Origin of the sequence: Pseudomonas sp. SJZ080 (assembly GCF_007828295.1) — a bacterium.
In the GTDB taxonomy this organism is placed as follows: domain Bacteria; phylum Pseudomonadota; class Gammaproteobacteria; order Pseudomonadales; family Pseudomonadaceae; genus Aquipseudomonas; species Aquipseudomonas migulae_A.
The window spans coordinates 358,611-371,592 of sequence record NZ_VIUK01000001.1; the positions used below are offsets into that span (position 1 = coordinate 358,611).

A 12,982-nucleotide genomic window follows, 5' to 3' on the forward strand; every position below is an offset into this window, starting at 1 on the left:
AGGTGCGTATAATTCTGCCAGACAACGGAGCCCGAAGACGCATGTCGCATACTAAAGATGATTTACCCGACGCGCTGTACAGCGCCGCGCAAGTGCGAGCCCTCGATGCGAGCGTGATTGCGGCGGGTACGCCGGGCTTCGAATTGATGCAGCGAGCGGCGCGGGCGACCTGGCGTGCGTTGGTCCGGCAGTGGCCGACGGCTCACGAATTGACGGTGGTCGCCGGTCACGGCAACAACGCCGGCGATGGCTATCTGGTGGCGGTCTTGGCCCGACGTGCCGGCTGGCATGTGCGCGTGTTGGCGGCCGGGGATCCTCAGCGTTTGCAGGGCGATGCCGGGTCGGCCCACGCCGAGGCGCTGTCCGAAGGCGTTGCCATTCAAGCCTGGAGCGCGCATTCCGAGTTGCGCGGCATCGTGTTGGACGCCTTGCTTGGTACCGGTCTGACAGGCGAGGTGCGAGAGCCTTACGCCAGTGTCATCGCCGCGATCAATGCCAATGACCTGCCAGTGGCTGCGGTGGATATTCCTTCGGGACTGTGTGCCGATACAGGGCGTGTGCTCGGCGTGGCCGTTCGGGCGGACCTGACCGTGACCTTCATTGGCTTGAAGTTGGGTCTGTTCACGGGCGAAGCGGCGGACGTGGTGGGTGAATTGGTTTTCAACGATCTGCAGGCCTCTCCCGAGTCGTTCAACGGGGTTGCCATCAGTGCGCGTCGCCTGAAGGCCAGCAATTTGCCGCGTTTGGCGGATCGCGCGCCGACGGCCCATAAAGGCAGATTCGGCTATGTCTTGCTGATCGGCGGTGATCGCGGTTTCGGCGGTGCCATTCTGTTGAGTGCACAAAGCGCCCTGCGCAGTGGCGCTGGCATGGTGTCGGTGGCCACCCGCATTGAGCATGTGCCCGCTGCACTGGCCCGAATCCCCGAAGCCATGGTGTTGGGCACTTCGTCAGCCAATCAGTTGATGGGATTGCTGCAAAAGGTTTCCGTGCTGGTAGTGGGGCCGGGCCTGGGGCAGGCTTCGTGGGGCCGCAGTCTGTTGTCGGCGGCAGCCAATGCGCCACTGCCACAGGTTTGGGACGCCGATGCACTGAATATGCTGGCCGAAGAACGTGTGACCTTGCCCAAGGATTGTGTGATCACCCCGCATCCTGGGGAAGCGGCGCGGTTGCTCGGGATCAGTGCCGCTGAGGTTCAGGCCGACCGTCCGTCTGCCGCTCACGCATTGAGCAAAAAATACACAGCTGTAGTGGTTTTGAAAGGTGCCGGCAGCCTGGTCGCCAGTCCGGACGGGCGCCTGGCGGTGTGTCATCAAGGCCATCCGGCCATGGCCGCCGCCGGTCTGGGCGATGTGCTGGCTGGACTGGTTGGCGCGTTGCTGGCGCAAGGCATGAATGCGTTCGACGCAGCTTGCCTCGCGGTCTGGCTGCACGCCAATGCCGGTGCGCAACAAGGTAAATCGGGCCGTGGGCTGGCGGCCAGTGATCTGATTCCAGCCATTCGTCAGTTGTTGGAGGAGCAAGCACCGTGTCTGAAGTAACCCTGTACCTGGCTGATGAAGAGGCGATGACCGCCTTTGGCGAGCGCATCGCAAAAACCACTCAAGGGCACGGTCTGATTTTTCTGGAAGGGGATCTGGGGGCGGGGAAAACCACGCTGTCGCGGGGCATCATCCGGGGGCTGGGGCATGTCGGTGCAGTGAAAAGTCCGACGTTCACGTTGGTCGAGCCCTACGAGATCGGTGACATCCGCGCCTTCCATTTCGATCTCTATCGTTTGGTCGACCCCGAAGAACTGGAGTACCTCGGCATCCGCGACTACTTCGAAGACGACGCGTTATGCCTCATCGAATGGCCCCGAAAGGGTGCAGGCTTTTTGCCAAAGCCCGACCTGACCATTACCATTAGCCCGCAAGACAGCGGGCGTTCGCTGAAAATTTTGTCCCAGGGCTCGCGTGGCGAGTCGTGGTGTGCCGCTTTGGCATTGGAATCCAATTAAATGATGGGGTCAGGTATGCGCTTTCGCGCGATGGTAGCTGCCGTAGGGATGTTGTTTTTGGCGGTGACCGTCGACGCTGTGGCTGAAACAAAGGTCAACAGCGTTCGCCTGTGGCGGGCGCCGGACAACACACGGTTGGTGTTCGACCTGACCGGGCCGGTGCAGCACAGCGTTTTTACCCTGACATCTCCGGATCGACTGGTTATCGACATCAATGGCGCGACCCTCGGCGCACCACTGAACGTCAATGCTTCGAACACGCCAATCACTGCCATGCGCTCGGCACAACGTACGCCGACCGACTTGCGTGTGGTCATCGACCTGAAAAAAGCTGTCACACCCAAAAGCTTCACCCTGGCGCCTAACGCCCAGTACGGCAACCGCCTGGTGGTCGATCTGTTCGATAACGCCGCCGACGCTGCGCCGATTCCTCCGCCGACCAACGTTGCGACCGTCGCGCCGGTCCCGGTCACCCCGGTAGATCCACCGGTCAAACTGCCGCCCGCTCCGGCCGGCAAGCGCGACATCATTGTGGTCATCGATGCCGGCCACGGCGGTGAAGACCCGGGCGCCTCTGGCTCTCGCGGTCAACGTGAAAAAGACGTGGTGCTGGCCATCGCTCGCGAATTGCAGCGTCAGGTCAACGGCATGAAAGGTTTCCGCGCCGAACTGACCCGTACCGGCGACTACTTCATCCCGTTGCGCGGCCGTACCGAAATCGCCCGCAAGAAGGGCGCCGATCTGTTCGTCTCGATCCACGCCGACGCCGCGCCTTCGGCAGCTGCGTTCGGTGCGTCGGTGTTCGCCTTGTCTGATCGTGGTGCCACGTCTGAAACCGCCCGCTGGCTGGCCGACAGCGAAAACCGTTCCGACTTGATCGGCGGTGCCGGCAACGTCAGCCTCGACGACAAGGACCGCATGCTCGCGGGCGTGCTGCTCGACTTGTCGATGACGGCTTCCCTGACGTCCAGCCTGAACGTCGGCCAGAAGGTTTTGAGCAACATCGGTCGTGTGACCCCCCTGCACAAACAGCGCGTGGAGCAGGCCGGGTTCATGGTGTTGAAGTCGCCGGACATTCCGTCGATCCTGGTGGAAACCGGGTTCATCTCCAACGCCAACGAAGCCTCGAAACTCGCGGCGTCCAGCCACCAGCAAGCGCTGGCTCGCTCGATCAGCAGCGGCGTGCGTCAGTTCTTCCAGCAGAATCCACCGCCGGGCACTTACATTGCCTGGCTGCGTGATTCCGGCAAGATCGCCCAGGGACCACGGGATCACCGGGTCAACCCGGGCGAAACCCTGGCGATGATTGCCGTGCGTTATCAGGTGTCTCCGGCCACCTTGCGCAGCGCCAACAACCTTAAGAGTGACGAGCTGAAAATCGGTCAGACCCTGACCATTCCCGGCACTGAACTGGCGTCCAAAGAATGAACCAGGCCGTGATCAACAGCGCTCGCATCGAGCTGCTCAGCCCACGACTGGCGAACCAGATTGCCGCCGGCGAGGTGGTCGAGCGCCCCGCTTCGGTGATCAAGGAGTTGCTGGAAAACAGCCTCGACTCCGGCGCCAAGCGCATCGATGTCGACGTGGAGCAGGGCGGCGTCAAGCTGCTGCGGGTGCGCGACGACGGTAGCGGCATTTCTGCCGATGACCTGCCGTTGGCCCTGGCGCGACACGCCACCAGCAAGATCCGCAACCTGGAAGATCTCGAACAGGTCATGAGCCTCGGGTTTCGCGGTGAAGCACTCGCTTCGATCAGTTCCGTGGCGCGCCTGACCCTGACGTCCCGCACCCGCGATGCCGACCAGGCCTGGCAGGTTGAAACAGAAGGCCGGGACATGGCGCCTCGCGTGCAACCGGCCGCTCACCCGGTGGGCACTTCGGTGGAAGTGCGCGACCTGTTCTTCAACACCCCGGCGCGGCGTAAATTCCTCAAGACTGAAAAAACCGAATTCGATCACCTGCAAGAAGTGATCAAGCGTCTGGCCCTGGCGCGCTTCGACGTGGCGTTCCATTTGCGCCATAACGGCAAAACCATCCTCAGCCTGCACGAGGCCCGCGATGATGCGGCCCGCGCCCGGCGTGTGGCGGCGATTTGCGGTTCGGGTTTTCTCGAGCAAGCGCTACCGATCGAAATCGAGCGCAATGGCCTGCATTTGTGGGGGTGGGTTGGCCTGCCGACGTTCAACCGCAGCCAGGCGGACTTGCAGTATTTCTTCGTCAACGGCCGTGCCGTGCGCGACAAACTGGTGGCTCACGCGGTGCGCCAGGCGTATCGCGACGTGCTGTTCAATGGCCGGCATCCGACGTTCGTGCTGTTTTTCGAAGTCGATCCCGCGGGCGTCGACGTCAACGTGCACCCGACCAAACACGAAGTACGCTTCCGTGACGGGCGAATGGTTCACGATTTCCTTTATGGCACCCTGCACCGAGCTTTGGGCGATGTGCGGCCGGAAGACCATCTGGCGGCACCGGTGGCGACAGCCATTGTTCGACCGACCGGCATCGATGCGGGTGAATTCGGTCCCCAAGGCGAAATGCGCCTGGCGGCCAATGCGCTGCTGGAACAGCCTCAGGCACAACCGTCGTTCAACACCGCTGCGGGTTCCGGCGCTGGCGCCGGTTATCAGTATCAGTACACGCCGCGCCCTCAGTCGGGTGTACCTGCAGCTGAAGCCCAGGCGGCCTACCGTGAATTTTTTGCGCCGTTGCCTGAAGCCAACGCCGTCGCGCTTCCGGCTGGTCAGGACGATATTCCGCCGCTGGGTTACGCATTGGCGCAGCTCAAAGGCATCTACATTCTTTCGGAAAACGCCCAGGGCCTGGTGCTGGTGGACATGCACGCCGCGCACGAGCGGATCATGTACGAACGCCTGAAGGTCGCCATGGCCAGCGAAGGCCTGAGCGGTCAGCCACTGTTGGTGCCGGAATCCTTGGCCGTGAGCGAGCGCGAAGGTGATTGCGCCGAAGAAAACGCCGCATGGTTCCAGCGTCTGGGCTTTGAATTGCAGCGCCTGGGCCCGGAAACGCTGGCCATCCGGCAGATTCCAGCCTTGCTCAAGCAGGCGGAAGCCAATCGACTGGTCAGCGACGTGTTGTCGGATTTGATGGAATATGGCACCAGCGACCGGATTCAGGCGCACCTGAACGAATTGCTCGGCACCATGGCCTGCCACGGCGCGATTCGAGCGAATCGGCGTCTGGCCCTGCCGGAAATGAATGGTCTGCTGCGTGATATGGAAAACACCGAGCGCAGTGGTCAATGCAACCATGGCCGACCGACCTGGACCCAGTTGGGCCTGGACGATCTGGACAAACTGTTTTTGCGCGGTCGTTGATGAGCCAGCTCCCTCCTGCGATTTTCCTGATGGGCCCGACTGCAGCGGGCAAGACCGACCTGGCCATCGAGCTCACCAAAGTCCTGCCTTGCGAGTTGATCAGCGTCGATTCGGCGCTGGTCTATCGCGGCATGGACATCGGCACCGCCAAGCCCTCGAAAGAGATACTGGCCGAATTTCCCCACCGTCTGATCGACATTCTCGACCCGGCAGAGAGTTATTCCGCTGCGGATTTCCGCCGTGACGCCCTCGAGGCCATGGCTGACATCACCGCGCGCGGCAAAATTCCGCTGCTGGTGGGCGGCACAATGCTCTATTACAAGGCTTTGGTTGAAGGTCTGGCGGATATGCCCGCCGCCGATCCTGAAGTCCGCGCGCAAATCGAAGAAGAAGCCGCTCGCCTTGGCTGGCAAGCCCTGCACGACCAATTGGCGATCATCGATCCGCAATCTGCCGCGCGTATTCACCCGAACGATCCCCAGCGCCTCAGTCGAGCACTGGAAGTTTATCGCGTCAGCGGTCAGAGCATGACCGAGCTGCGACAGCGACAAAGTGCGCAAAGTACTGAAGCAGCCGCTTCGGGACTGCAACAATTGCCCTATACTGTCGCGAACTTGGCCATTGCTCCGGCAAATCGCCAGGTACTGCACGAGCGAATTAAACAAAGATTCACTTTAATGTTGGAACAGGGATTCATTGACGAGGTCGTAGCCCTGCGTGAGCGAAGTGACCTGCATTCAGGGTTGCCGTCTATACGTGCGGTAGGCTACCGACAAGTCTGGGACTACCTGGATGGCAAGCTGACACAAGCCGAGATGCAGGAGCGTGGAATCATTGCCACGCGCCAATTGGCGAAACGTCAGTTCACCTGGCTGCGCAGTTGGGCTGATTTACACTGGCTGGACAGCCTGGATTGCGACAATCTGCCGCGCGCCTTGAAATACCTGGGGACCATCTCCATATTGAGCTGAGTCCTTGCAATTGCCGTCTATCCTTGGGGGTGTGACGGCCACAAGCCATCTGTTTACCTATTTTTATATTGAATCCTTAAAGGAGTGCGGCACATGTCAAAAGGGCATTCGCTACAAGACCCTTACTTGAATACTTTACGTAAAGAGAAAGTTGGGGTGTCCATCTACCTGGTCAACGGGATCAAACTGCAAGGCACGATCGAGTCTTTCGACCAGTTCGTTATCCTGCTGAAGAACACCGTCAGCCAGATGGTTTACAAACACGCTATCTCTACAGTGGTGCCGGTTCGTCCAATTCGTCTGCCTAGCGCAACCGAATCCGAGGCAGGCGACGCTGAGCCAGGTAACGCCTGATAGGAGTCTCCTTTGTTCTTTGAGCGCCACGGTGGTGGTGAGCGAGTAATCCTCGTTCACTTGGATGGACAGGACCCTGAGGCGCGCGAAGATCCGCAGGAGTTTCAGGAGTTGGCTAATTCGGCTGGCGCCGAGACCGTTGCGTTTTTTAACGTGCCGCGTCATCGGCCAACCGCCAAATTCCTGATTGGCAGCGGCAAGGTCGAGGAACTACGCGACCTGGTCCATGCCGAAAAGGCCGATCTGGTGATCTTCAATCACATCCTCACGCCCAGTCAGGAACGTAACCTCGAACGTGTTTTCGAGTGTCGCGTGATCGACCGCACCGGCCTGATTCTCGATATTTTCGCCCAACGTGCCCGTACCCATGAAGGCAAGCTCCAGGTCGAACTGGCCCAGCTTGACCACATGAGCACCCGGCTGGTTCGTGGCTGGACTCACCTTGAGCGTCAAGGTGGCGGTATCGGCATGCGTGGCCCGGGTGAAACCCAGCTCGAGACCGACCGCCGCTTGCTGCGGGTTCGCCTGCGACAGATCAAGGGCCGGCTGGAAAAAGTGCGCAGCCAGCGTGAACAGTCGCGACGTGGCCGTACGCGCGCGGATATCCCTACCGTGTCTTTGGTGGGGTATACCAACGCCGGCAAATCCACGCTCTTCAATAACGTGACGAAATCCGACGTGTACGCGGCTGACCAGTTGTTTGCCACGCTGGACCCGACCTTGCGCCGACTGGAATTGGCCGACCTGGGGCCGATTGTCCTGGCTGATACCGTGGGGTTCATTCGCCACCTGCCCCACAAGCTGGTCGAGGCATTTCGGTCTACGCTCGAAGAATCGAGCAACTCCGACCTGCTGTTGCACGTGATCGATGCGGCCGAACCGGATCGCATGTTGCAGATCGAGCAGGTGATGGTGGTGCTGGGCGAGATTGGTGCCCAGGACTTGCCGATCCTCGAGGTCTATAACAAACTCGATTTGCTTGAAGGCGTTGAGCCACAAATCCAGCGCGACGAAAACGGCAAGCCTCAACGGGTCTGGCTGTCGGCACGTGATGGCAGTGGTCTGGAATTGCTTGAGCAGGCCATTGCCGAGTTGCTGGGCAGTGAGATGTTTATCGGTACCTTGCGCTTGCCGCAACGATTCGCTCGACTGCGTGCGCAGTTCTTCGAACTCGGAGCGGTGCAGAAAGAAGAACACGACGAAGAAGGTGTCAGCTTGCTGGCCGTTCGATTGCCGCGCTCGGAGCTCAATCGGCTGGTCAGCCGTGAAGGCGTTGTGCCGACAGAGTTCATCGAACAACACACTTTGCAATAAAAGCCTGAGAAAGCGGTTGTGCCGCGGTGACAGGCATTCTGTAGCATTGGTCGGCGCGCCGTGGGTGCGTCTTTGCTTTATCAGATGGAGAGCGCTATGGCTTGGAATGAGCCGGGTGGCAACTCGAATAATCAGGATCCTTGGGGTGGCAAACGTCGCAATAACGGCGACCGCAAGGGACCACCGGATCTCGACGAGGCCTTCCGAAAGCTGCAGGAAAGCCTGAATGGGTTGTTCGGTGGTGGTAAAAAACGCGGTGATGACGGCGGTGGTTCGGGCAAGAGTGGCGGCTTCGGCGGCCTGCTCGGCATCGGCCTTGTCGTATTGGCGGCCGTGTGGCTGTACAGCGCGGTCTACGTGGTCGACGAGCAGGAGCAAGCCGTGGTGCTGCGTTTCGGCAAGTACTACGAAACCGTCGGCCCGGGCCTGAACATCTATTTCCCGCCGCTCGATCGCAAGTACCTGGAAAACGTCACGCGTGAGCGTGCCTATACCAAGCAGGGTCAAATGCTGACTGAAGACGAAAACATCGTCGAAGTGCCGCTGACCGTGCAGTACAAGATCAGCAACCTGCAGGACTTCGTGCTGAGCGTTGATCAGCCGGAAATCAGCCTGCAGCACGCGACCGAAAGTGCCTTGCGCCATGTGGTGGGTTCCACCGCGATGGATCAGGTGCTGACTGAAGGTCGTGAGTTGATGGCGAGCGAGATCAAGGAGCGTCTGCAACGCTTCATGGATACTTATCGCACCGGTATCACTGTCACTCAGGTGAACGTACAGAGCGCAGCGGCACCGCGTGAAGTGCAGGAAGCCTTCGATGACGTGATCCGCGCCCGTGAAGACGAGCAACGTTCGCGCAACCAGGCTGAAACCTATGCCAACGGCGTCGTGCCGGAAGCCCGTGGTCAGGCCCAGCGCATCATCGAAGATGCCAACGGTTACCGTGATGAAACCGTCTCGCGCGCCAAGGGTGAGGCCGATCGCTTCACCAAACTGGTCGCCGAGTACCGCAAGGCACCTGAAGTCACCCGCCAGCGTCTGTACCTGGACACCATGCAGGAAGTCTTCAGCAGCACCAGCAAGGTTCTCGTGACCGGCAACAAGAATGGCCAGAGCAATCTGCTGTACTTGCCGCTGGACAAGATGGTCGAAAGTGGTCGCAACACCAGCACAGCAGTGACTGGCGCAGCAGCCACCAGCAATGAAGCGAATGTGCGTGCAGCCGATCTGCAGCAACAGCAAGCACGTACCAGGGAGAGTCGCTGATGAGCAATAAATCGCTGATCGCCCTTATTGTCGGCGTCGTCGTGGCGATCGCAGCCTGGAACTGCTTCTACATCGTGGCTCAGACCGAGCGTGCGGTGTTGCTGCAGTTCGGTCGCGTGGTTCAGGCCGATGTTCAGCCGGGCCTGCATGTGAAAGTGCCTTACGTTAACCAGGTGCGCAAATTCGACGCACGCCTGATGACGCTGGATGCACCGACACAACGCTTCCTGACGCTGGAAAAGAAAGCCGTCATGGTCGATGCCTACGCCAAATGGCGGGTGAAAGATGCCGAGCGCTTCTACACCGCGACCTCCGGCCTCAAGCAGATTGCTGACGAACGTCTTTCCCGTCGTCTGGAATCGGGCCTGCGTGACCAGTTCGGCAAGCGCACGCTGCACGAAGTGGTGTCCGGTGAGCGCGATGCGCTGATGACCGATATCACGGCGTCTCTGAACAAGATGGCGGAAAAAGAACTGGGCATCGAAGTCGTCGATGTTCGGGTCAAGGCCATCGATCTGCCGAAAGAAGTGAACCGCAGCGTTTTCGAACGCATGAGTTCCGAGCGTGAGCGTGAAGCTCGCGAGCACCGCGCCAAGGGTAACGAGCTGGCAGAAGGCATTCGTGCCGACGCTGATCGTCAACGCCGCGTGTTGCTGGCTGAAGCCTATCGTGAATCCGAAGAGGTTCGCGGTGATGGTGATGCCCAGGCCGCTGCGATCTACTCCAAGGCCTACGGCCAGGATCAGGAGTTCTACGGTTTCTACCGTAGCCTGCGCGCCTACCGTGAAAGCTTCGCGAACAAATCCGACGTCATGGTCCTCGACCCAAGCAGCGACTTCTTCCGTTACCTGGAAAAAGCCAAGCCTTGATACGACGTTGACCTGAATCATCCCCCGCCTGGCGGCTAAAGCCTCGGGCGGGGTGATCCTTTGGGAAAACGTGTGTATGATGCGGCAGCCGGGAAATTCCCGGCTTTTTTGCGTCTGCACGTTTGATTGCTGTTGTTTATGCAGGCGCCCGAGTTGAATGACTCGACAGGTTTTTCGAGGAGAGTGATTGGCGAAGCTTATTTTCAGGCTTTTCGCCGCGTTGTTTATGCGTGGCTTGTAAACAAAGCCGATCATTTTCTGCTTCACTCAAGGCTCGCCCAAAGGCTGGCCGCCCGGACCATAGGGGAATGGCGTAATGGCAACGGTAGACCGCTGGCTGCTGCCAGATGGCATCGAAGAAGTACTGCCACCGGAAGCGGCGCGCATTGAAGTCGCGCGTCGTCAGGTGTTGGATCTGTTCCAGAGCTGGGGTTACGAGTTTGTCGTGACTCCCCATATCGAGTACCTGGAATCCCTGCTGACCGGCGCCGGCCAGGACCTCGATCTGCGTACCTTCAAGGTCATCGACCCGCAATCGGGCCGGCAGATGGGCTTCCGTGCCGACATCACGCCGCAAGTGGCGCGCATCGATGCGCACACCCTGCGTCGCGAAGGTCCGAGCCGCCTGTGCTATGCCGGCAGCGTGCTACACGCTCAGCCTCGCGCCTTGTCGTCCTCGCGCAGCCCGATTCAACTGGGTGCCGAGTTGTACGGCGATGCCAGCCCGAGCAGCGACGTGGAAGTGATCAGCCTGATGCTGGCCATGCTGCAACTGGCCGATGTGCCGGATGTGCACATGGACCTCGGTCATGTTGGTATCTATCGCGGCCTGGCCCGCGCGGCCGGTTTGTCCGGTGAAGTTGAACAACAGTTGTTCGATGCGTTGCAACGCAAGGCCATCGACGAGGTCATTACCCTGACCGAAGGTTTGCCTGCCGATCTGTCGGGCATGCTGCGTGCGTTGGTCGATCTGTGTGGCGGCCGTGAGGTGTTGAGCGCTGCTCGCGAGCGTCTGGCGAATGCGCCGGCGCCGGTTTTGGCGGCGCTGGACGATTTGCTGGCGATTGCCGAGCGTTTGTCCACGCGTTTCCCGGAACTGCCGTTGTACTTCGATCTGGGCGAGTTGCGCGGCTATCACTACCACACCGGTGTGGTGTTCGCGGTATTCGTGCCGGGTGTTGGCCAGTCCATTGCCCAGGGCGGTCGTTACGACGACATCGGCGCCGACTTCGGTCGCGCCCGTCCGGCTACCGGCTTCTCTACCGATTTGAAAACCCTGGTGACCCTGGGGCGTGCTGAAATCGAGCTACCGTCTGGCGGTATCTGGATGCCTGACAGTACGGATGCGGCACTCTGGCAGCAGGTTTGCCAGTTGCGCAGTGAGGGTCAGCGTGTCGTTCAGGCCTTGCCTGGACAACCTTTGGCCGCCGCCCGTGAAGCGGACTGCGACCGGCAATTGATTCAGCAGAACGGGCTTTGGCAAGTATCGCCACTGGCTTCTTGAGTTTTCCTGTCGGCCCGTGGCCGACACCAAGTTTGCGCGAATGAGGACAAGTGTTATGGGTAAGAATGTCGTAGTCCTGGGCACCCAATGGGGTGATGAGGGCAAAGGCAAGATCGTTGATCTGCTGACCGAACATGCTGCCGCCGTAGTGCGCTACCAGGGTGGCCACAACGCAGGCCACACCCTGGTGATCGACGGCGAGAAAACCGTCTTGCACCTGATCCCGTCGGGCGTACTGCGCGAAGGCGTGCAGTGCCTGATCGGCAACGGCGTGGTGGTTGCACCGGACGCCTTGCTGCGCGAGATCGTCAAGCTGGAAGAGAAAGGCGTACCGGTGCGTGAGCGCCTGCGTATCAGTCCGTCCTGCCCGCTGATCCTGTCTTTCCACGTTGCACTGGACCAGGCCCGTGAAAAGGCCCGTGGCGAGCTGAAGATCGGTACGACCGGTCGCGGCATCGGCCCGGCCTACGAAGACAAAGTCGCGCGTCGTGGCCTGCGTGTTGGCGACCTGCTCAACATGCCGCGCTTTGAAGACAAGCTGCGTGAACTGGTGGATTACCACAACTTCATGCTGGTGGGTTACTACAAAGAGCCAGCCATCGAATTCGACAAGACCCTGGCTGAGTGCAAAGAATACGCTGAGCTGCTCAAGCCGCTGATGCTGGACGTGACGGCCGAGCTGCACGACCTGCGTCGCGCAGGCAAAGACATCATGTTCGAAGGCGCCCAAGGTTCGTTGCTGGACATCGACCACGGTACCTATCCGTACGTGACCAGCTCTAACACCACCGCTGGCGGCGTAGCTACCGGTTCGGGTGTTGGCCCGATGTTCCTGGACTACATCCTGGGTATCACCAAGGCTTACACCACGCGTGTAGGTTCGGGTCCATTCCCGACTGAACTGTTCGACGAAGTCGGTGCGCACCTGGCCAAACAAGGTCACGAGTTCGGCGCGACTACCGGCCGTGCCCGTCGTTGTGGCTGGTTCGACGCTGTGATCTTGCGTCGCGCCATCGATGTGAACAGCATCTCGGGCATCTGCCTGACCAAGCTGGATGTGCTCGATGGTCTGAAAACCATCAACATCTGCGTCGGCTACAAAGATGCAGAAGGTAAAAATGTCGCCCCGACGGACGCTGACAGCTACGTGGGTCTGCAGCCTGTGTACGAAGAGGTGCCGGGCTGGACCGAGTCGACCGTGGGCGCCAAAACCCTGGAAGAACTGCCAGCCAACGCACGTGCCTACATCAAGCGTATTGAAGCGCTGATCGGTGCGCCGATCGACATTATTTCGACGGGCCCGGATCGCAACGAAACCATCGTTCTGCGTCACCCGTTCGCTTAATAAGTCATTGATGTAAAAAGCAAAG

General features: G+C 60.1%; 11 protein-coding genes. All 11 read left to right on the plus strand.

What is annotated here, in order from left to right; all coding sequences use genetic code 11:
• Positions 1 to 41 precede the first annotated feature (41 nt).
• The gene (locus FBY04_RS01660) at positions 42 to 1,541 is read left to right on the plus strand and encodes an NAD(P)H-hydrate dehydratase (protein WP_145314339.1); all 1,500 of its coding nucleotides are present in this window, start codon (positions 42 to 44) and stop codon (positions 1,539 to 1,541) included.
• Complete coding sequence (gene tsaE, locus FBY04_RS01665; RefSeq protein WP_084319345.1) at positions 1,529 to 1,999, plus strand: tRNA (adenosine(37)-N6)-threonylcarbamoyltransferase complex ATPase subunit type 1 TsaE; 471 nt, start codon at positions 1,529 to 1,531, stop codon at positions 1,997 to 1,999. The genes FBY04_RS01660 and tsaE overlap by 13 nt, the downstream gene beginning before the upstream one ends.
• A 48-nt stretch (positions 2,000 to 2,047) precedes the next feature.
• A complete protein-coding gene (locus FBY04_RS01670; RefSeq protein WP_371850914.1) occupies positions 2,048 to 3,427 on the plus strand; it encodes an N-acetylmuramoyl-L-alanine amidase in 1,380 nt (459 codons plus the stop codon).
• Positions 3,424 to 5,334: a DNA mismatch repair endonuclease MutL gene (mutL, locus tag FBY04_RS01675; protein WP_084319342.1), complete on the plus strand. Its 1,911-nt coding sequence runs from the start codon at positions 3,424 to 3,426 to the stop codon at positions 5,332 to 5,334. Before FBY04_RS01670 ends, mutL begins: the two co-directional genes overlap by 4 nt.
• On the plus strand, positions 5,334 to 6,305 hold the full coding sequence (miaA, locus tag FBY04_RS01680; RefSeq protein ID WP_084319340.1) for a tRNA (adenosine(37)-N6)-dimethylallyltransferase MiaA: 972 nt from the start codon (positions 5,334 to 5,336) through the stop codon (positions 6,303 to 6,305). Before mutL ends, miaA begins: the two co-directional genes overlap by 1 nt.
• Positions 6,306 to 6,398: 93 nt before the next feature.
• Positions 6,399 to 6,659 (plus strand): RNA chaperone Hfq, encoded by a 261-nt coding sequence (hfq, locus tag FBY04_RS01685; RefSeq protein ID WP_007902656.1) that lies wholly within the window; start codon positions 6,399 to 6,401, stop codon positions 6,657 to 6,659.
• Positions 6,660 to 6,671: 12 nt separating this feature from the next.
• On the plus strand, positions 6,672 to 7,973 hold the full coding sequence (gene hflX, locus FBY04_RS01690) for a ribosome rescue GTPase HflX (protein WP_084319338.1): 1,302 nt from the start codon (positions 6,672 to 6,674) through the stop codon (positions 7,971 to 7,973).
• A gap of 96 nt (positions 7,974 to 8,069) precedes the next feature.
• Positions 8,070 to 9,239 carry an FtsH protease activity modulator HflK gene (gene hflK / locus FBY04_RS01695; protein WP_145314340.1) on the plus strand — a complete coding sequence of 390 codons (1,170 nt, stop codon included), beginning with the start codon at positions 8,070 to 8,072 and terminating at the stop codon, positions 9,237 to 9,239.
• Positions 9,239 to 10,108, plus strand: a complete 870-nt coding sequence (gene hflC / locus FBY04_RS01700) for a protease modulator HflC (protein ID WP_059405812.1) — start codon at positions 9,239 to 9,241, stop codon at positions 10,106 to 10,108. Before hflK ends, hflC begins: the two co-directional genes overlap by 1 nt.
• Before the next feature lie 316 nt (positions 10,109 to 10,424).
• Positions 10,425 to 11,612 (plus strand): ATP phosphoribosyltransferase regulatory subunit, encoded by a 1,188-nt coding sequence (locus FBY04_RS01705; RefSeq protein WP_007939588.1) that lies wholly within the window; start codon positions 10,425 to 10,427, stop codon positions 11,610 to 11,612.
• 55 nt (positions 11,613 to 11,667) lie between these two features.
• Entirely contained in the window at positions 11,668 to 12,957 is a 1,290-nt protein-coding gene (locus FBY04_RS01710; RefSeq protein WP_145314341.1) for an adenylosuccinate synthase, read from the plus strand.
• Positions 12,958 to 12,982: the final 25 nt, after the last annotated feature.

Bases quoted from the DNA above. Each gene is read 5' to 3' on its own strand.
- FBY04_RS01660 (WP_145314339.1), top strand. From the start codon at position 42: ATGTCGCATACTAAAGATGATTTACCCGACGCGCTGTACAGCGCCGCG.
- FBY04_RS01670 (WP_371850914.1), top strand. From the start codon at position 2,048: ATGTTGTTTTTGGCGGTGACCGTCGACGCTGTGGCTGAAACAAAGGTC.
- mutL (WP_084319342.1), top strand. From the start codon at position 3,424: ATGAACCAGGCCGTGATCAACAGCGCTCGCATCGAGCTGCTCAGCCCA.
- miaA (WP_084319340.1), top strand. From the start codon at position 5,334: ATGAGCCAGCTCCCTCCTGCGATTTTCCTGATGGGCCCGACTGCAGCG.
- hfq (WP_007902656.1), top strand. From the start codon at position 6,399: ATGTCAAAAGGGCATTCGCTACAAGACCCTTACTTGAATACTTTACGT.
- hflK (WP_145314340.1), top strand. From the start codon at position 8,070: ATGGCTTGGAATGAGCCGGGTGGCAACTCGAATAATCAGGATCCTTGG.
- hflC (WP_059405812.1), top strand. From the start codon at position 9,239: ATGAGCAATAAATCGCTGATCGCCCTTATTGTCGGCGTCGTCGTGGCG.
- FBY04_RS01705 (WP_007939588.1), top strand. From the start codon at position 10,425: ATGGCAACGGTAGACCGCTGGCTGCTGCCAGATGGCATCGAAGAAGTA.
- FBY04_RS01710 (WP_145314341.1), top strand. From the start codon at position 11,668: ATGGGTAAGAATGTCGTAGTCCTGGGCACCCAATGGGGTGATGAGGGC.